Here is a 17,645-nt window from a genome sequence, read left to right on the forward strand (position 1 = left end):
GTGCGGGTCCCGGGGGGACCTCACCGTGGCGCGTCAGCCACTATACCCAACCCCGCTCCCGTGCGAGCCGCACCGCCGCGTGGCGGTTGTCCGCCCCGAGCTTGCTCGCGGCCGACGACAGGTAGTTCCGCACGGTCCCCTCGGCGAGCGCGGCGCGCTCCGCGATCTCCGCGACGGGCGCTCCGTCGGCCGCGTGCTCCAGCACCTCGGCCTCCCGCACGGTCAGCGGCGAGTCCCCGGCCGAGATCGCGTCGGCCGCCAACTCGGGGTCGACGTACCGGTTTCCGGCGTGCACGGTGCGGATCAGCTCGGCGAGGCGCTGGGCGCTGGTCGTCTTGGGCACGAATCCGCGCACCCCGGCCGCCAGCGCCCGCTTCAGATGCCCGGGGCGTCCGTGGCTGGTCACGATCAGCACCCTGCAGGCGGGCAGCTCGGTCCGCAGCGATGTGGCGACCTTCACACCGTCGGCGCCGGGCATCTGGAGGTCGAGGACGGCGACGTCGGGTGCGTGCGCCCGGGCCATCGCCAGGGCCTCGGGCCCGGTGGCGGCCTCGGCGACCACGACGAGGTCCTCCTCCAGGGACAGCAGGGCCGCCAGCGCCCCGCGGATGAGGTGCTCGTCGTCGGCGAGCAGTACCCGCACGGTCTCCGTCACGACGCCACCCCCAGCGCGGCTCCCGCCCCGTCGCCGGCGGGCAGCGGCACCTCGGCCCGCAGCCGGAACAGGCCCTTGCCCGCGGCGCCCGCCTCCAGCGTGCCGCCCACCGCGGACAGCCGCTCCCGCAGCCCCGCCAGCCCGGAGCCACCCGTCCCCGCGGGCGCGTCCGCGTCCGCGTCGGCCGAGGGGTCCGGCCCCTGTGCGACCCCGTCGTTCTCCACCGTCAGCACGACCCGCCCCTTCACCATCTGCACCGTCACGACGACCTTCTTGGCGTCCCCGTGCCGCAGCACGTTCGTGGTCGCCTCCCGCACCACCCAGCCGAGGGCCGACTGCACCTCGGCGGGCAGCCCCTCCGTCTCCCCGGTGACCTCCGCGACGATCCCGGCCGCCGAGAGCACCCCGCGGGCACCGGACAGCTCGACCTCCAGGGCGGCCTCCCGGTAGCCGCGCACGACGTCCCGGACCTCGCGCTGCGACTCCTGCGCGAGGCGCTGCGCCTCGATCATCTGCTCCACCGCCTCGGGCCGTCCGCGCCGGGCCAGCTGGACGGCCAGTTCGCTCTTGAGGGCGATCACCGCCAGGTTCCGTCCCATCACGTCGTGCAGGTCCCGGCCGAACCGCAGCCGCTCCTCGGCGACGGCGAGCCGGGCCTCCGTCTCCTTGGCCTCGTGCAGCGCGTAGACCACGTTCAGCAGCCAGACCGAGAGCATCGCGGTGGAGGCGAAGAACCCTCCGACCAGGGCCACGAAACCGGCGAGGATCACCCCGCCCAGCCACGGCATGCCCGCGGCGAACGTCACGACGCCCGTGCCCGCAGAGAAGCCGAGGACCAGCGCGCCGGCCCGCCTGCGGGGCACGCCGAGGGCCAGGATGCCGAGGCCGAAGCCCTGGATGCCCACGAAGACCCCGAGGGCCGCGGCCTCGGCGCCGCCGCCCGACGGTCCGTGCTCCGCGAGGCCGGCCGCGAGGACCGCGAGGGCCGCGGTGACGGCGCCGAGCACCCACAGCTGCCGTACCGGCTGCGGGCGCCGCCCGACAAGCCAGTTCAGCGACCGCGAGACGGTCGCCATGCCCACCACGGCGTGCGCGACGACCATCAGGGAGAGCACGGTGGCGAGCTGCGGGCCGGTCCGTCCGTAGGACGCCAGCCCGATGCCGGCGATCTCGCTCAGGCCGAGGAAGTGGAAGGACCACCGGGTGTAGGTCTCCACCTTCTCCGGGGTGCTCTTCTGCCGCCACCATCCACTTGGCCTGCGCATCCGCCCGTCGCTTCCGCTCGCCCCGTACGTCAGTGCCGCGGTTCCCAACGGAACCGCCGCCGTACAGCAAACACCGCCAGGACGGTCCAGGCCACCGCCGTCGCCACGGCGCCCAGCGTCTCGGCCCCGGACAGGTCGCCGGTCCAGCCGCCGCGGACCAGGGTGATGACCGGCGTCAGCGGCAGCAGCTCGCAGACGGAGGCCAGCCGGTCGGGCAGCAGCTCAAGCGGGAGCACCGTGCCGGAGCCGAACATCGAGACGAACATGAAGGGCAGCGGGGTGACCTGCGCGCTCTCACCGGTCCGGGTGAAGCTCGCGGTGACGGCCGCGAGCGCGGCGCACAGCACCAGGCCGAGCAGCAGCCCGAGGACGGACAGGTACACCGCGGACGGCGCGCCCAGGTCGAGGAGGAGCGCGCAGCCCACCGCGAGCAGCACGGACTGCACGAGCCCGCTGAGGACGGCCGGCATCGCGGCCCCGGCGAGGATCTCCCCGTCGCGCAGCTCGCCGGTGCGCAGGCGCTTGAGGACGAGTTCCTCGCGCCGGACGACGAAGACGCCGACGAGCGCCGAGTAGACGGCGAACAGCAGGGAGAAGCCGATCGCGGCGGGCAGGATCAGGGTGCCGACGGTCAGCCCGGCCCCGGCGAGGTCCATCTGCCCGGACGCGGACTTCAGGCTGAACGGCAGCACCAGCGGCACGAACAGCGCGGCGAAGAGGGTGCCCTTGTTCCGTCCGAGCAGGGTCAGCTCGGTGCGGGCCAGGGCGGTCATGCGCGACCTCGGCGTGCTCGCCCGGCCGCGTGCGGCGGGCGGGGCGGAGGCCCGGGTGGTCGTGGTGCTCATGCCGCGTACTCCTTCTTCGTCTTCGGTGCCGTCGCGCCGGCGGGTCCGCCGTCCGGACGCGCGGAGACTTCCTTGGCGATGCTCAGGAAGGCCTCTTCCAGGGAGGCCGAGCGGACGTCCAGGCGGCGCAGTTCCACGCCCGCCTGCCCGGCCCACACCAGCAGCCCGGTGGCCGCGCGCTGCAGTTCGCGGGTGCGCAGCTTCACCATCCGGTCGTGGACCTCGTGGTCGTCCACGCCCAGGGAGGCGAGCGGCGGCAGGTCGCCCACGAAGTAGCCCGTGGGCAGTTCGAAGGAGATGTGGGACGGCTGCGCGGCGGTCACGTCGGCCGGGGTGCCGGTGGCGGCGATCCGGCCCTCGTGCATGATCGCGAGCCGGTCGGCGAGGTTCTCGGCCTCCTCCAGGTAGTGCGTGGTCAGCAGCACCGTCGTACCGGCGTCCCGCAGCCCGCTCACCAACTCCCAGGTGTCCCGGCGGCCTTCGGCGTCCAGGCCGGTGCTGGGCTCGTCGAGGAAGAGCACCTCCGGGTCGCCGAGCAGCGCGAGCGCCAGGTCCAGGCGGCGCCGCTGGCCCCCGGACAGCTGCTTCACGCGGGTGTCGAGCTTCGACTCGAGGCCGACCAGGGCCAGTACCTCGGCCGGCGGCCGGGCGCCGCTCACGCATCCCGCCCACATCCGGGCCGTCTCGGCGACGGTCAGTTCGGAGGGGAAGCCGCCCTCCTGGAGCATGACCCCGGTACGGGGGCGCACGGCGGCCCGCTCGGTGTACGGGTCGTGGCCGAGGACGCGCACCCGGCCGTCGGCCGGAGCCGCGAGGCCCTCCAGCACTTCGACCGTCGACGTCTTGCCGGCGCCGTTGGTGCCGAGCAGCGCGAAGACCTCGCCGCGGCGTACGGAGAAGTCGATTCCGCGTACGGCCTCGAACCCGCCCCCGTACACACGCCGCAGGCCGGTGACCTCAATCACGTGTTCGTGTCCGTTGGTTCCCATGCCTTCAGCATTCCGGCGCACGGGGCGGTCCGGCAGTGCCACCCGTCATCGCCGGACATGACAAATGTCAGTGCGGGAGGCGGCGCGGGCCTCCGGGGCACGGCACACGAAAAGACCCCGGTCCTGGAGGACCGGGGTCTGATTCCCGAGCGGACGACGAGGCTCGAACTCGCGACCTCAACCTTGGCAAGGTTGCGCTCTACCAACTGAGCTACGTCCGCATTGCTCCCGACCAGCGTTCACCGATCGGTGCGAGCACCAGCCTACCTGATCCAAAAGGAGGTCCGGTACGGCGATGCAGAGCGGGTGACAGGAATTGCACACTGCGCCTTCCCCCTGGAAGGGGGATGTTCTACTACTGAACTACACCCGCATGTTCCGTGAGCTGGGCCTTTCGGCCTCGCCCCTCGGCGTGCTCCAGACTTTAGCTGATCACCCGGGGTGCTGCGCAAGTCGGTTGCGGCGAGGGGCGGCTGAGCGGCCGTCGGCCGCTCGGTGAGGCCGGTCCGGGTGTCCGGTCCGGGTGGCCGGTCGGCCGGTCGGTCGTGGACGGCTCACGGGAGGCGCTTCGGCGGACCGCGGTTCAGCGGGCCTCGGCGAACGCCTCGTACACCCGCTTCGGGATCCGGCCGCGCGCCGGTACGTCCATCTTGTTCGCCTGTGCCCAGGCACGGACCGCCGCGGGGTCGGGGGCGACCTCCGTCTGCCGGTACGCCTTGCCGGACCGCGAGCGCTTGCGGCCGGCCGACACGTACGGCTCCAGGGCCGCGCGCAGTTTGTGCGCATTGGCTTCGTTCAGGTCGATCTCGTACGTCCGGCCGTCGACTCCGAAGGCGACCGTCTCCGCCGCTTCCGAGCCGTCGATGTCGTCAAAGAGAGTGACCACGACACGCTGCGCCACGAATATCGGTCCCTTCGTGCGGCATCTCCGCGATGACGTGCCACGACGCCGCGATGATGCCGACTGTTCGCCTGTAATTGGGCAAAGTATCGGCTAATGACATTTCATTTGTACAGTGCTTGGCATTGCAATGGGAAGCTCGACTTAATCTCCCCGCGTGTCCGCTGCGCAATAGGACTCGGGTGTCGATCCGGGATCTTTCCCGAAGCTTTTCGCGACCGCCCCGCTCCGATGCCGAATCGTGACTGCGCTCACGTAGCTTCCTCCAAGGCTACGCGCGTAGAAATTTTGTACGGGTAGTCTGAAGGAACCTGCTCAGCACCACACACCGGGAGTGCCAGTGGCACGCGTCGTAGTCGACGTCATGCTCAAGCCGGAGATCCTCGACCCCCAGGGCCAGGCGGTGCAGCGCGCACTGCCGCGACTGGGTTTCGAAGGGATCTCGGACGTCCGCCAGGGAAAGCGATTCGAACTGGAAGTGGACGGGCCGGTCGACGAGGCCGCCCTCGCCCGCATCCATGATCTTGCGGAATCCTTCCTCGCCAACACCGTGATCGAGGACTTCACCGTCAAGGTCGAGTCCGAAGACGTAGTCGCGGGAGCGGCGAAGTGACCGCTCGTATTGGCGTCGTCACTTTCCCCGGCAGTCTCGACGACCGGGACTCGCAGCGCGCGATCCGCGTCGCCGGCGCCGAACCCGTCGCCCTCTGGCACAAGGACAAGGACCTCAAGCAGGTCGACGCCGTCGTACTGTGCGGCGGATTCTCGTACGGCGATTATCTGCGGGCCGGCGCCATCGCGCGCTTCTCGCCGGTGATGGACACCGTCATCGACCAGGCGAAGGCCGGTCTCCCGGTGCTCGGCATCTGCAACGGCTTCCAGATCCTCACGGAGGCCCACCTGCTGCCCGGCGGCATGCTGGGCAACGACCACCTGCACTTCATCTGCCGCGACCAGAAGCTGCGGGTGGAGAACGCGGACACCGCCTGGACCGGCGACTACACCGCCGGCCAGGAGATCCACATCCCGCTGAAGAACATGGACGGGCGCTACGTCGCCGACCGGCGGACGCTGGACGAGCTGGAGGCGGAGGGCCGGGTCGCGTTCCGCTACCTGGACACGAACCCCAACGGCTCGCTCAACGACATCGCCGGCATCACCAACGCCGCCGGGAACGTCGTCGGCCTCATGCCGCACCCCGAGCACGCCGTCGAGTCGCTGATCGGCACGGGCCGCACCGACGGCCTCCCGTTCTTCACCTCGATCCTCAAGAAGCTGGTCAACGCATGAGCCGGACCCCTCTGGACACGGTCGAGCACGCGGCCGAGACCCCCGACACCGAGCTGCCCTGGGCCGAGCTGGGTCTGAAGAAGGACGAGTACGAGCGGGTCGTGGAGATCCTCGGCCGCCGCCCCACCGGGGCGGAGCTGGCCATGTACTCCGTCATGTGGTCCGAGCACTGCTCGTACAAGAGCAGCAAGGTCCACCTGCGCCAGTTCGGCGAGAAGGCCCCGCAGTCCGGCGCCATGCTGGTCGGCATCGGCGAGAACGCCGGCGTCGTCGACGTCGGCCAGGGCTACGCGGTCACCTTCAAGGTCGAGTCGCACAACCACCCGTCCTACGTCGAGCCCTACCAGGGCGCGGCCACCGGCGTCGGCGGCATCGTGCGCGACATCATCGCGATGGGCGCCCGCCCGGTCGCCGTCGTGGACCCCCTGCGCTTCGGCGCCGCGGACCACCCCGACACCAAGCGCGTCCTCCCCGGCGTCGTCGCCGGCATCGGCGGCTACGGCAACTGCCTGGGCCTGCCCAACATCGGCGGCGAGGTCGTCTTCGACGCCTGCTACCAGGGCAACCCGCTGGTCAACGCCGGAGCCATCGGCGTCATGCGGCACGAGGACATCCACCTCGCGAAGGCGTCCGGCGCGGGCAACAAGGTCGTCCTGTACGGCGCCCGCACCGGCGGCGACGGCATCGGCGGCGCGTCGATCCTGGCGAGCGAGACCTTCGACGACGCCAAGCCGTCGAAGCGCCCCGCCGTCCAGGTCGGCGACCCGTTCCAGGAGAAGCTCCTCATCGAGTGCACCCTGGAGGCGTTCGCCGAGAAGCTGGTCGTCGGCATCCAGGACCTGGGAGCGGCGGGCCTGTCCTGCGCGACCAGCGAACTGGCGTCGAACGGCTCCGGCGGCATGCGCGTCACCCTGGACGACGTCCCGCTGCGCGACTCGACGCTCTCGCCCGAGGAAATCCTCATGAGCGAGTCGCAGGAACGCATGTGCGCGGTCGTCGAGCCGGAGAAGGTCGACCGCTTCCTCGAGATCTGCGACAAGTGGGACGTCATCGCCACCGTCATCGGCGAGGTGACCGACGGCGACCGCCTGGAGATCTACTGGCACGGCGGCAAGATCGTGGACGTCGACCCGCGCACGGTCGCCCACGAGGGCCCGGTCTACGAGCGCCCCTACGCCCGCCCCGACTGGCAGGACGCCCTCCAGGCCGACGACGCGAACAAGCTGCCCCGGCCGCAGACGTCCGACGAGCTGAAGGACCAGGTCCGCAGGCTGGTCGGCTCGCCGAACCAGGCGTCCAAGAAGTGGATCACCCAGCAGTACGACCACTTCGTGCAGGGCAACACCGTCCTCGCCCAGCCCGAGGACTCCGGCATGATCCGCGTGGACGAGGAGTCCGGCCTCGGCGTCGCCCTCGCCACCGACGGCAACGGCCGCTACGCCAAGCTCGACCCGTACACGGGCGCGCAGCTGGCGCTGGCGGAGGCGTACCGCAACGTCGCCACGACCGGCGCGAAGCCCCTCGCGGTCTCCGACTGCCTGAACTTCGGTTCGCCGGAGGACCCGGCGGTCATGTGGCAGTTCTCGGAGGCCGTGCGCGGCCTGGCCGACGGCTGCCTCCAGCTCGGCACCCCGGTGACCGGCGGCAACGTCTCGCTCTACAACCAGACGGGCGAGGCGGCCATCCACCCCACGCCGGTCGTCGCGGTCCTCGGCGTCATCGACGACGTGGCCCGGCGCACGCCGGTCGCCTTCCAGGAGGAGGGGCAGCTGCTCTACCTCCTCGGCGACACGCGTGAGGAGTTCGGCGGCTCGGCCTGGTCCCAGGTGGTCCACGACCACCTCGGCGGCCTGCCCCCGAAGGTCGACCTGGAGCGCGAGCGGCTGCTCGGCGAGATCCTGATCTCCGCCTCCCGCGACGGCATGATCGACTCCGCGCACGACCTGTCCGACGGCGGCCTGGTCCAGGCGGTCGTCGAGTCGGCGCTGCTCGGCGGCAAGGGCGCCCGGCTGGTCGTACCGGACGGTCTCGACGCCTTCACCTTCCTCTTCTCGGAGTCGGCGGGCCGCGCGGTCGTCGCCGTCCCGCGCTCGGAGGAGGTCCGCTTCAACGACATGTGCGGCGCCCGCGGCCTGCCCGTCACCCGCATCGGCGTGGTGGACGGCGACGCGGTCGAGGTGCAGGGCGAGTTCACGCTGTCCCTGGCCGAGCTGCGCGAGATCCACGAGGGCACGATCCCGGGGCTGCTCGCGTAGCCGCACGATCGCTGCGAGTCCGAGGTCCCGTCCGGTCGGTCGCCGGCGGGACCTCGGCGTTTCAGCGGACGTAGTTCTTGAGGATCTCCGTGTCGAGCTCGATGCCGACCGGGTCGGGAAGGACCAGCGTCTCGCCGAACTTCGTGACGTGGGCGTCGCGATAGCCGCCGACCTGCCGGTCGGGAGAGCTGTACACCGTGACGGTGCAGGAATCTCGGTCGACCAGGAGGTACAGCGGGATCCCTGCCTGCCCGTAGGCGGTCGGCTTCTCGTGCCGGTCTCGTCGGTCCGTGTCCGAGTCGTACGAGGTGATCTCAACGACCATGAGTGCTCCGGCCGGGTCGGCCCATTCGCCGTACCCCGCGAAGTGGGCCTCGGGCACGAGCACGGCGTCCGGCCGCGCCCTGCTCCCCCGGTACGCGTCGACGCGCAGGCCTCGCCCGTAGTAGAGATCCAGGTCCGGCCGGGCCTGAATACAGCGCTTGGCCAGCCAGGACACGATGGTGTCGTGGTCCCCGTCGGTCACTGCTTTGACCCCGATCCGTCCGTCAATGAACTCCAACGTGACGGACTCGGGAGCGGTGGAAGCGATCGTTTCGAAGTCGTCCACCGACATCTGAGACGTGTGCTCGGCCATAACCGTCATGTTGCCCCTCCTTCCAGGCGTCGACCAGTGTTTCCGTGCTTCGGGGTCCCGGAGTGCTTCTTCGCTGCCGGACACCCGTACGAGTGAGTGGCGCCCGCATAGGCTCCCCCCATGCCGCCCGCCAGGAAGCGCCCTCGCGCCTACGACCCCGTCCGCACCCGTGCCGCCGTGCTCGCCCAGTTCGGCAACGTCCGGGCGGCCGTCCGCACCCTCACGCCCGAGCAGCTCGCGCTGCCCACCCGGCTGGGGGACCGGACCGTACGGGAGCTGGTCGTGCACGTCGGGACGGTGCTGGACGCCGTCGACCTGCTGCTCGGGCAGCCCGAGCCGGCGCGACAGGACGGCCGGCTGCCCGACTGGCCGCTCACCGTCGGGCCCGACGCGGACCCCGTCGCCACCGCCCGCCCGCCGGCCGTCGCACCCCCCGACCTCGACGCCCACCTCGAAGAGGTCGAGCGGCGCTTCACCGCTCACCTCGACGCCCGGCCTGCTGGCCGGTTGCTGCCCACCGGCGCCGGGGCCCTGCCGCTGGCCGACTACGTCGTCACCCGGACCGTCGGGCTTGTCGTGCACACCGACGACCTCGCCGCCGCCGTGCCCGGCCTCGCCATCCCCTACGACCGGCAGGCGCTGGCCGCCGCGACCCGGCTGCTCGCCGACGCGCTCGCCGTGAAGGCGCCCGGCGGTTCGACGGAGGTGCGGATCCCGCCGTACGCCGTCGTGCAGTGCGTCGAGGGCCCCCGGCACACCCGCGGCACCCCGCCGAACGTCGTCGAGACCGATCCGCTGACCTGGATCCGGCTGGCCACCGGGCGGCTGACCTGGGCGGACGCGCTGGCCGGTGCGCAGGTCAGCGCGAGCGGGGAGCGGGCCGACCTCGGGAATCTGCTGCCGTTGCCGGGCTGAGGGGAACCGGATCTTCTCCGGCTCCGTCGAATGGGCATGTACAGGCAGAAGCGACAGCGCAGCAAGACACTGACCGTGGCGGCCGTCGCCGCGCTCGTCCCGCTCGCCGCGGCCTGCGGCAGCGAGAAGGCGAACGACTCCGGCGGGGGCTCCGTGGGCGCGGACGGGCAGCGCATCACGGGCGTCCAGTGGAGCATCGACAGCGTCACCGTCGACGGCACCACCCACCGGGCACCGGACGCGGCACAGGTCCGCATCGACGACGCGGGCGAGGCGGCGGGCAGCACCGGCTGCAACAGCTTCAGCGCCCGCGCCGACGTCGACGGGGAACGCGTCCGGCTCAGTGACGCCATGTTCACCGAGAAGGCCTGCGACAAGACGCCCGTCGACTTCGAGAAGTCCCTCGGCCGCACCCTCACCACCGGCTCGCTCACCACCGAGAACGACGGCGACCGCCTGACCCTGACCACCGACGCCGGCGACACCGTCCGGCTCAGCAAGGCGCAGGACGCGTCGCTGTACGGGACGAAGTGGGCCGTGGACGTCCCCGGCCCCGAGGGGCAGGAGAGCCACCCGATCGGCAAGGACGAGAAGGGCGGTGCCCACCTCACCTTCGACCGGGACGCGAAGACCGTGTCCGGCCGCCTCCCCTGCAACCGCGTCAACGCCAGTGCCACCGTCAGCGACGGCAGTATCACCCTCGGCGCCCCGTCCACGACCCGAATGATGTGCGAAGGCTCACTCATGGACGCCGAGAAACGCCTGCTCGGCCTCTTCGACGGCAAGGTCGACTACCGGATTGATCAAGGAACCCTCACGCTGACCAGCGAAGACGGCACCACAGTGCGGGCCGTCGCCGAGAAGTGACCCGCGCGTGAGCAGCGGTCCGGTCACTCGTCCCCACATTCGGAACCGCGGTGGACCTCGCCTACACTCGGTGTCGTGCCACGTGGTGACGGTCGACTCAATCACGATCTGCTTCCCGGCGAGAAGGGCCCCCAGGACGCATGCGGCGTCTTCGGTGTCTGGGCTCCGGGCGAAGAGGTCGCAAAGCTCTCCTACTTCGGGCTCTACGCCCTCCAGCATCGGGGCCAGGAATCCGCGGGAATCGCGGTCAGCAACGGCTCCCAGATCCTCGTCTTCAAGGACATGGGACTGGTGTCCCAGGTCTTCGACGAAACCTCGCTCGGTTCGCTCCAGGGTCACATCGCGGTCGGTCACGCCCGCTACTCGACCACCGGTGCCTCCGTGTGGGAGAACGCCCAGCCGACGTTCCGTGCCACCGCGCAGGGTTCCATCGCGCTCGGGCACAACGGCAACCTCGTCAACACCGCCGAGCTCGCCGAGCTGGTGGCCGACCTGCCCAAGCAGGACGGCCGCTCCACGCGGGTCGCGGCGACCAACGACACCGACCTGGTCACCGCGCTGCTCGCGGGCCAGGTGGACGACGACGGCAAGCCGCTGACCGTCGAGGAGGCCGCCCCCAAGGTGCTGCCGCAGGTGCGCGGCGCCTTCTCGCTCGTCTTCATGGACGAGCACACCCTCTACGCCGCCCGCGACCCGCAGGGCATCCGCCCGCTGGTCCTGGGCCGGCTGGAGCGTGGCTGGGTGGTCGCCTCCGAGTCCGCCGCCCTCGACATCTGCGGTGCCAGCTTCGTCCGGGAGATCGAGCCGGGCGAGTTCGTGGCGATCGACGAGAACGGCCTGCGCACTTCACGATTCGCAGAAGCGAAGCCCAAGGGCTGTGTCTTCGAATACGTGTACCTGGCCCGCCCGGACACCGACATCGCCGGCCGCAACGTCTACCTCTCGCGCGTCGAGATGGGCCGCAGGCTGGCGAAGGAGGCCCCCGCGGAGGCCGACCTCGTCATAGCGACCCCGGAGTCCGGCACGCCCGCCGCGGTCGGGTACGCCGAGGCCTCCGGCATCCCCTTCGGCAACGGCCTGGTGAAGAACGCCTACGTCGGCCGCACCTTCATCCAGCCCTCGCAGACCATCCGCCAGCTCGGCATCCGCCTGAAGCTGAACCCGCTGAAGGAAGTCATCAAGGGCAAGCGGCTGGTGGTCGTCGACGACTCCATCGTCCGCGGCAACACCCAGCGGGCCCTGGTCCGCATGCTCCGCGAGGCCGGCGCCGCCGAGGTCCACGTCCGGATCTCGTCCCCGCCCGTGAAGTGGCCCTGCTTCTTCGGCATCGACTTCGCCACCCGTGCCGAGCTCATCGCCAACGGCATGAGCGTCGAGGAGATCGGCACCTCGATGGGCGCCGACTCCCTGGCGTACATCTCCATCGACGGCATGATCGAGGCGACCACCATCGCCAAGCCGAACCTGTGCCGCGCCTGCTTCGACGGCGAGTACCCGATGGAACTCCCCGACCCCGAGCTGCTCGGCAAGCAGCTCCTGGAGACCGAGCTGGCCGCCGGGCCCGCCGGTACGGCCGCCGCCGACGCCATCCGTCGCCCGTAGCCGTCCGTATCCCGGGCTTCCCGGCCCCCCTGCCGTACGACACGAAGGTTCTCACCGTCATGCCTGACACAACTGGTGCCAGCTACGCAGCCGCGGGCGTCGACATCGAGGCGGGCGACCGCGCCGTCGAACTGATGAAGGAGTGGGTGAAGAAGACGCGCCGCCCCGAGGTCCTCGGCGGCCTCGGCGGCTTCGCCGGCCTCTTCGACGCCTCCGCCCTCAAGAACTACGAGCGCCCGCTGCTCGCCTCCGCCACCGACGGCGTCGGCACCAAGGTCGACATCGCCCGGCAGCTCGGCGTCTACGACACCATCGGCCACGACCTGGTCGCCATGGTCATGGACGACATCGTGGTGTGCGGCGCCGAGCCGCTCTTCATGACCGACTACATCTGCGTCGGCAAGGTCCACCCCGAGCGGGTCGCCGCCATCGTCAAGGGCATCGCCGAGGGCTGTGTGCTGGCCGGCTGCGCCCTGGTGGGCGGTGAGACGGCCGAGCACCCCGGCCTGCTGGGCGCGGACGACTTCGACGTCGCGGGCGCCGGTACGGGCGTCGTGGAGGCCGACCGGCTGCTCGGCCCGGACCGCATCCGTTCGGGTGACACGGTGATCGCGATGGCGTCCTCGGGTCTTCACTCGAACGGCTACTCACTCGTCCGCCACGTCCTGCTGAACGAGGGCGGGCTGGCACTCGACTCCCACCTGGACGCCTTCGGCCGGACCCTCGGCGAGGAGCTGCTGGAGCCGACCAAGATCTACTCCCTGGACTGCCTGGCCCTCATGAGCACCACCGAGGTCCACGCCTTCAGCCACGTCACCGGCGGCGGACTCGCGGCCAACCTGGCCCGCGTGATCCCCGAAGGACTGCACGCCGTGGTCGACCGCTCCACTTGGACCCCGGGCGCGGTCTTCGACCTCGTCGGCCGGACCGGCCGGGTCGAGCGCCTGGAGCTGGAGAAGACCCTGAACATGGGCGTGGGCATGCTCGCGATCCTGCCCGAGGAGTCGACGGACGTGGCCCTGGCGACCCTGGCCGACCGCGGCGTGGACGCCTGGGTGGCCGGCGAGATCACCGACCGCGGCGACCACGGGACGGGCGCGGCGCTGGTGGGCGACTACGCGGTCTGAGGCGCTGAGGATGTCGTGGACAGCACAGAACCCGGCCGGTGACATCCGTCACCGACCGGGAAGGTGCCCAGTGCTAGGTCAAGCGCCGCGTCGCTGGTGGGACGGGGACTGGCCGTCCTCGTCCTCGTCGTCGTCCTCATAGAGGTCGGCGTACTTCGCGTACACGTCGTCGTCCTGCTCATCGTCCTCGAATTTCTCGCCGCTCGGCGGCGGTTGTGAATTCGATGGCGATGCGCCCAGCTCCTCGGCCAGGCGGGAGAGATCAGTCCCACCGCTGTTGTACTTCAGCTGGCGGGCGACCTTCGTCTGCTTGGCCTTGGCCCGGCCGCGCCCCATGGCTCGACCCCCTCAACGACGGGGCTCGACGGCCCCAGAGTCTTGACACGCGTTCATGGTCCGGAACGGGCTCTCCGTGGAGAGACCGGTCCGTAGGGCTTCCACGGTACCTGAGCCCACGCCCATACGGTACGTCGCCCGCAGCACGTGGCCCTGCCCAGGACCCTCGAGGCGCCCCGTCCTCGCTGGTCAACGGCGATTTTAACCACCTTTCGACGGTCGACCCGCCGGGATAAGTGAGAGTTCTCTCCCACCGCCCCCGACGGGTACCGGTCAAACCGGAACGACCGCCCGGTCAGTGCCGGACGCGCGCCTCCGCCATCCGCTGCTCGGCGATCCGGTCGGCCGCGGCGGCCGGCGGAATGCCGTCCTCCTTCGCACGTGCGAATATGGCCAGCGTGGTGTCGTAGATCTTCGCGGCCTTCACCCGGCACCGCTCGAAGTCGAACCCGTGCAGTTCGTCGGCGACCTGGATGACCCCGCCCGCGTTCACCACGTAGTCCGGCGCGTAGAGGATCCCGCGGTCGGCGAGGTCCTTCTCGACGCCCGGGTGCGCGAGCTGGTTGTTGGCCGCGCCGCACACCACCTTGGCGGTCAGCACCGGCACGGTCTCGTCGTTCAGCGCGCCGCCGAGTGCGCAGGGCGCGTAGACGTCCAGGCCCGCCACCCGGATCAGCGCGTCCGTGTCGGCGACGGCGGCCACCGACGGATGCCGCTCGGTGATGCCGCGGACGACGTCCTCCCGCACGTCGGTGACGACGACGCGGGCGCCCTCGGCGAGCAGGTGCTCGACCAGGTGGTGGCCGACCTTGCCGACGCCCGCGATGCCGACGGTGCGGTCGCGCAGCGTCGGGTCGCCCCACAGGTGCTGGGCGGAGGCCCGCATGCCCTGGTAGACGCCGAAGGCGGTGAGCACGGAGGAGTCGCCCGCGCCGCCGTTCTCGGGGGAGCGGCCGGTCGTCCAGCGGCACTCGCGGGCCACGGTGTCCATGTCGGCGACATAGGTGCCGACGTCGCAGGCGGTGACGTACCGGCCGCCGAGCGAGGCGACGAACCGGCCGTAGGCGAGGAGCAGTTCCTCGCTCTTGAGCTGCGTCGGGTCGCCGATGATCACGGCCTTGCCGCCGCCGTGGTCCAGACCGGCCATGGCGTTCTTGTACGACATCCCGCGCGCGAGGTTCAGCGCGTCGGTGACGGCCTCCGCCTCGCTCGCGTACGGATAGAAGCGGGTGCCGCCGAGCGCGGGGCCCAGCGCGGTGGAGTGGATGGCGATGACGGCCTTCAGGCCGCTGGCGCGGTCCTGGCAGAGCACGACTTGCTCATGACCCCCCTGGTCCGAGTGGAACAGGGTGTGCAGTACATCAGCAGGTGCGCCGGTTACGTCGGTCACGGTGGTGACTCCTGTGTAGGTGCGGCGGGTCGAGACGGTCCCCGTGCGGGTGGCGGGGACTCTGGCACGAGATTAGGGCCTGGGGGCGCGGGTCCGCCGCACAGTGCTCAGGATCACCTCCGCAAGGAGTACGGGCGTGCGAGGATTCGAGGGGTTCCCGTGCGTTCGTGATCCGTTCCCGCAGGTTTTCGCAGCGGTGCGCGGGGGAGGGAGCAGGCGTGCCCAAGGTGTCCTCGGTGATCGTCCCCTACGCGGCGTACCTGCGTGTGTACGAGCCGCTGGCCGCCTTCCCCGACGCGGAACGCGCCCACTGGACCCGTTACGCCCGCCGCTCCGACCTGCCCTCCTACCAGGACGAGCTGCGCCGCTCCCTGGCCGATCTGCTGCCCACCCCGCCGGTGGCCGTGCGGGTGCACGAGAGCGCCGACGCCTTCGTGACCGAGGTCGACGGTGTGGTCTGCGTCTGCCCCTGGCGGACCCGGCTGCGCGGCTGGCAGGCCCTGGGCGAGCTGACCGGCGACTTCCCGGAGCCCGTCCTCGACGCGCTGATCCCGCCGGTCGTGCGCAGGCAGAGCACGCAGGACTACGAACGCTGGCTGGAGCGCAATCCGGACGCCCGCCCCTGGATCCGCACGGCCACCTGGCAGGTGCCGATCAACTGGTTCGTGCTGGTCTCCGACGCGGAGCGGGAGTACGACGGGGGCGGCGCCGGCGAGGCCGCGGCCCCGCCCGTGCTGCGCTACCGGACCCCCATGGTGCAGGCCCGCCGCCGGGTGGCCCGGGGCCTGCGGGCCCTGCGCGAGGCCATGGACGAGGGGCCGCTCATCGACGGCCTGGTGGATGTGGGGCGCTGGCTGGAGGAGTTCCACCCGCGCTCCCTGGTGGAACTGGACTACGGCGGCCTCGTGCACGCCGTGCCCTCCGGGGACTTGGCCGACGACCACTCCGCGGCGGACGTGGCCGAGGGGATCGAGGCGCTGCGCCACGGTGATCCGGCCACGGCGGGGGCGGCTTACGGGCGCCTCGTGGAGCGCTGGCGGGGGGTCCGGGACCGGCGGTCCGCGAACTGACGTTTGACGTACCGCTCGATGTGGGGTTTCGTCTTTCGATCCGACATGTGTTCGGTGTGGGCTGATGTTCCCTCAACAAGGGACGTAGGTCCCGATCCGGGCGTATGCGTCAAGCGTGACGGACTGCACGTACATCACTCTTGCGCCGCTTCCCCCTCCTCATGCCAAAATAGGACAAGGAGCCCGGGGAGGGCTCCTTCCGTCCTCTTGTGATGCACTGTGGGCGGAATCTCAGCATTGCGCGCTTTGGGGGGTCTGATGACAGGTCGGGCGACCCCTGATCATTCTGTGACTGATCGTCACAGAGGAGTGACTGTCCGCTATGGCATGGTCCATCGGCTTCCGTCGGTGATGAACACCTGGGAGGGCAATTCCATCGGTTTGGCCGACGCGGCTGGACAGATGGTGTAGTTGTAGTGCCGAGGACAAGCCGTTCGTCCTATAACCGACTCGACTCGCGTCCGCTCATTTCGGGCAACGTGGGTCAAGGTGCAGAATTTAGAGGAAAGAACCGAGAAGGTTCGGTTCTCCCGAGGAGGCCGCTCATGACCGCTCGCACCCCTGATGCCGAGCCGCTGCTGACCCCGGCTGAGGTCGCCACCATGTTCCGCGTCGACCCGAAGACGGTCACGCGCTGGGCGAAGGCCGGCAAGCTCACGTCGATCCGCACGCTCGGCGGGCATCGCCGCTACCGCGAAGCCGAGGTCCGCGCCCTGCTCGCGGGCATTCCGCAGCAGCGCAGCGAAGCCTGAACAACTGAATAACCGGGCAAAACGGCAGGTCCCCCATCTGTCGAGGCGCCTGGAACACAGCTTCAAGCGACGCCGTTCCTGCCCCAACAGGGGTGCGTCGTTGATCGCGCTGGACTCCGCCGGGTCCAGCGCGATCTTTTTGTGTCCGGCCCCGTGTCCGCCGGTGGAGTGCCTGGTCGACTGTGGTGGACTGCCGGGTCGCCCTGTGAGCGGCCTTGTCGGAGTCTGGGGAGGGGTGTCGGATCGGCTGTGCGAGTACTGCGAGTGTTGGTGCAATTGCACATATTAAATTGACCGGTTGTAGGAGCTTGGTAAGTGCCACGGTTCCGGAAACTCATGGGGTGACACCCATCACACGGCAGGGTGGTTGTTGATCCCGGCGTCCGTGCGCTATTGGAGGCCTGACCTCCAGGAGGTCTGCGGGGCAAGGGTGTTGGGGCCGGCAGGCATCAGGCCGTGGGGGCGCTCCCGTCCTCGACGCCTTCTTGACGTCCCGTCGGTAACTGTGCGACGGGAAGCCGCGGCGCCGGAGCGTCCAGTGCGAGCCGCAGCAGCCGGTGGCAGATCGGGCAGTGCCGCGTCGCATGGCCGTACGACGACGCGGCCGACAGATGCGCGCGGAGCAGGGCCCGCGTCTCGTGCCTGACCGATGCCGCCATACGCCGCCTCCAGGGGGCCGCACGGGGAGCTTGCCCTGTCTTTGGAGTACCGAGCGAATGTGACGCCGTCAAGGCCGCGAGAGGGGCACT

At 70.6% G+C, this 17,645-nt stretch carries 18 protein-coding genes and 2 tRNA genes; 9 read left to right on the top strand and 11 right to left on the bottom strand.

Annotated elements, in window-relative coordinates; translation table 11 throughout:
* Positions 1-40: 40 nt before the first annotated feature.
* The 7 genes from IG94_RS0117375 to IG94_RS0117405 form a co-directional block, all read right to left on the bottom strand.
* A complete protein-coding gene (locus IG94_RS0117375; protein WP_031036987.1) occupies positions 41-655 on the bottom strand; it encodes a response regulator transcription factor in 615 nt (204 codons plus the stop codon).
* The gene (locus tag IG94_RS0117380) at positions 652-1,920 is read right to left on the bottom strand and encodes a sensor histidine kinase (RefSeq protein WP_031037001.1); all 1,269 of its coding nucleotides are present in this window, start codon (positions 1,918-1,920) and stop codon (positions 652-654) included. Before IG94_RS0117380 ends, IG94_RS0117375 begins: the two co-directional genes overlap by 4 nt.
* A 29-nt stretch (positions 1,921-1,949) precedes the next feature.
* The gene (locus IG94_RS0117385; protein WP_031037002.1) at positions 1,950-2,765 is read right to left on the bottom strand and encodes an ABC transporter permease; all 816 of its coding nucleotides are present in this window, start codon (positions 2,763-2,765) and stop codon (positions 1,950-1,952) included.
* Positions 2,762-3,754 carry an ABC transporter ATP-binding protein gene (locus tag IG94_RS0117390; protein ID WP_031037005.1) on the bottom strand — a complete coding sequence of 331 codons (993 nt, stop codon included), beginning with the start codon at positions 3,752-3,754 and terminating at the stop codon, positions 2,762-2,764. Before IG94_RS0117390 ends, IG94_RS0117385 begins: the two co-directional genes overlap by 4 nt.
* A 148-nt stretch (positions 3,755-3,902) precedes the next feature.
* Positions 3,903-3,975 (bottom strand) — tRNA-Gly (locus IG94_RS0117395).
* 80 nt (positions 3,976-4,055) lie between these two features.
* A tRNA-Gly gene (locus IG94_RS0117400) sits at positions 4,056-4,127 on the bottom strand.
* 210 nt (positions 4,128-4,337) lie between these two features.
* Positions 4,338-4,655 carry a histone-like nucleoid-structuring protein Lsr2 gene (locus IG94_RS0117405; RefSeq protein WP_031037007.1) on the bottom strand — a complete coding sequence of 106 codons (318 nt, stop codon included), beginning with the start codon at positions 4,653-4,655 and terminating at the stop codon, positions 4,338-4,340.
* A 340-nt stretch (positions 4,656-4,995) separates the two neighbouring features.
* On the opposite strand from IG94_RS0117405, the gene purS reads away from it, so the two are divergent.
* The 3 genes from purS to purL are packed head-to-tail and all read left to right on the top strand — an operon-like array spanning position 4,996 to position 8,200.
* On the top strand, positions 4,996-5,268 hold the full coding sequence (gene purS / locus IG94_RS0117410) for a phosphoribosylformylglycinamidine synthase subunit PurS (protein ID WP_031037010.1): 273 nt from the start codon (positions 4,996-4,998) through the stop codon (positions 5,266-5,268).
* The gene (purQ, locus tag IG94_RS0117415) at positions 5,265-5,945 is read left to right on the top strand and encodes a phosphoribosylformylglycinamidine synthase subunit PurQ (RefSeq protein ID WP_031037012.1); all 681 of its coding nucleotides are present in this window, start codon (positions 5,265-5,267) and stop codon (positions 5,943-5,945) included. The genes purS and purQ overlap by 4 nt, the downstream gene beginning before the upstream one ends.
* Positions 5,942-8,200: a phosphoribosylformylglycinamidine synthase subunit PurL gene (purL, locus tag IG94_RS0117420; RefSeq protein WP_031037014.1), complete on the top strand. Its 2,259-nt coding sequence runs from the start codon at positions 5,942-5,944 to the stop codon at positions 8,198-8,200. Before purQ ends, purL begins: the two co-directional genes overlap by 4 nt.
* A 61-nt stretch (positions 8,201-8,261) precedes the next feature.
* Here purL and IG94_RS0117425 read toward each other — a convergent pair whose 3' ends face one another.
* Entirely contained in the window at positions 8,262-8,846 is a 585-nt protein-coding gene (locus tag IG94_RS0117425; protein ID WP_031037016.1) for a Uma2 family endonuclease, read from the bottom strand.
* A gap of 111 nt (positions 8,847-8,957) precedes the next feature.
* Between IG94_RS0117425 and IG94_RS0117430 the strand changes: the two genes are divergently transcribed.
* The 4 genes from IG94_RS0117430 (at position 8,958) to purM (ending at position 13,348) form a co-directional block, all read left to right on the top strand.
* Positions 8,958-9,752, top strand: a complete 795-nt coding sequence (locus tag IG94_RS0117430) for a maleylpyruvate isomerase family mycothiol-dependent enzyme (protein ID WP_031037019.1) — start codon at positions 8,958-8,960, stop codon at positions 9,750-9,752.
* Positions 9,753-9,788: 36 nt separating this feature from the next.
* Positions 9,789-10,619: an META domain-containing protein gene (locus tag IG94_RS0117435; RefSeq protein WP_031037023.1), complete on the top strand. Its 831-nt coding sequence runs from the start codon at positions 9,789-9,791 to the stop codon at positions 10,617-10,619.
* Positions 10,620-10,694: 75 nt separating this feature from the next.
* Positions 10,695-12,221, top strand: coding sequence for an amidophosphoribosyltransferase (gene purF / locus IG94_RS0117440; protein ID WP_031037025.1), 1,527 nt, complete (start codon positions 10,695-10,697; stop codon positions 12,219-12,221).
* A 59-nt stretch (positions 12,222-12,280) separates the two neighbouring features.
* Positions 12,281-13,348: a phosphoribosylformylglycinamidine cyclo-ligase gene (gene purM, locus IG94_RS0117445; protein ID WP_031037027.1), complete on the top strand. Its 1,068-nt coding sequence runs from the start codon at positions 12,281-12,283 to the stop codon at positions 13,346-13,348.
* A 78-nt stretch (positions 13,349-13,426) separates the two neighbouring features.
* Here the strand turns inward: purM and IG94_RS0117450 are convergent, their stop codons facing one another.
* Both IG94_RS0117450 and IG94_RS0117455 read right to left on the bottom strand, forming a co-directional pair.
* Positions 13,427-13,684: a DUF3073 domain-containing protein gene (locus IG94_RS0117450; protein ID WP_031037029.1), complete on the bottom strand. Its 258-nt coding sequence runs from the start codon at positions 13,682-13,684 to the stop codon at positions 13,427-13,429.
* Between the two features lie 295 nt (positions 13,685-13,979).
* Positions 13,980-15,074, bottom strand: a complete 1,095-nt coding sequence (locus IG94_RS0117455) for a Leu/Phe/Val dehydrogenase (RefSeq protein ID WP_031037031.1) — start codon at positions 15,072-15,074, stop codon at positions 13,980-13,982.
* A gap of 218 nt (positions 15,075-15,292) precedes the next feature.
* Here IG94_RS0117455 and IG94_RS0117460 point away from each other — a divergent pair, with 218 nt between their 5' ends.
* Together IG94_RS0117460 and bldC are read left to right on the top strand one after the other, a co-directional pair.
* The gene (locus IG94_RS0117460; protein WP_031037035.1) at positions 15,293-16,144 is read left to right on the top strand and encodes a DUF8083 family protein; all 852 of its coding nucleotides are present in this window, start codon (positions 15,293-15,295) and stop codon (positions 16,142-16,144) included.
* A gap of 545 nt (positions 16,145-16,689) precedes the next feature.
* Positions 16,690-16,896: a developmental transcriptional regulator BldC gene (gene bldC / locus IG94_RS0117465; protein ID WP_003949541.1), complete on the top strand. Its 207-nt coding sequence runs from the start codon at positions 16,690-16,692 to the stop codon at positions 16,894-16,896.
* Positions 16,897-17,345: 449 nt separating this feature from the next.
* Here the strand turns inward: bldC and IG94_RS43525 are convergent, their stop codons facing one another.
* Positions 17,346-17,555 (bottom strand): DUF6274 family protein, encoded by a 210-nt coding sequence (locus IG94_RS43525; RefSeq protein ID WP_078892327.1) that lies wholly within the window; start codon positions 17,553-17,555, stop codon positions 17,346-17,348.
* Positions 17,556-17,645: the final 90 nt, after the last annotated feature.

Source organism: Streptomyces olivaceus (genome assembly GCF_000721235.1).
GTDB classification, from domain to species: domain Bacteria; phylum Actinomycetota; class Actinomycetes; order Streptomycetales; family Streptomycetaceae; genus Streptomyces; species Streptomyces olivaceus.

Excerpts from the sequence above, each read along its gene's own strand:
- IG94_RS0117425 (WP_031037016.1), bottom strand. The coding sequence starts at position 8,846 with ATGACGGTTATGGCCGAGCACACGTCTCAGATGTCGGTGGACGACTTC.
- IG94_RS0117435 (WP_031037023.1), top strand. The coding sequence starts at position 9,789 with ATGTACAGGCAGAAGCGACAGCGCAGCAAGACACTGACCGTGGCGGCC.
- purL (WP_031037014.1), top strand. The coding sequence starts at position 5,942 with ATGAGCCGGACCCCTCTGGACACGGTCGAGCACGCGGCCGAGACCCCC.
- IG94_RS0117430 (WP_031037019.1), top strand. The coding sequence starts at position 8,958 with ATGCCGCCCGCCAGGAAGCGCCCTCGCGCCTACGACCCCGTCCGCACC.
- IG94_RS0117450 (WP_031037029.1), bottom strand. The coding sequence starts at position 13,684 with ATGGGGCGCGGCCGGGCCAAGGCCAAGCAGACGAAGGTCGCCCGCCAG.
- purM (WP_031037027.1), top strand. The coding sequence starts at position 12,281 with ATGCCTGACACAACTGGTGCCAGCTACGCAGCCGCGGGCGTCGACATC.
- IG94_RS0117385 (WP_031037002.1), bottom strand. The coding sequence starts at position 2,765 with ATGAGCACCACGACCACCCGGGCCTCCGCCCCGCCCGCCGCACGCGGC.
- bldC (WP_003949541.1), top strand. The coding sequence starts at position 16,690 with ATGACCGCTCGCACCCCTGATGCCGAGCCGCTGCTGACCCCGGCTGAG.
- IG94_RS0117390 (WP_031037005.1), bottom strand. The coding sequence starts at position 3,754 with ATGGGAACCAACGGACACGAACACGTGATTGAGGTCACCGGCCTGCGG.
- IG94_RS0117380 (WP_031037001.1), bottom strand. The coding sequence starts at position 1,920 with ATGCGCAGGCCAAGTGGATGGTGGCGGCAGAAGAGCACCCCGGAGAAG.
- IG94_RS43525 (WP_078892327.1), bottom strand. The coding sequence starts at position 17,555 with ATGGCGGCATCGGTCAGGCACGAGACGCGGGCCCTGCTCCGCGCGCAT.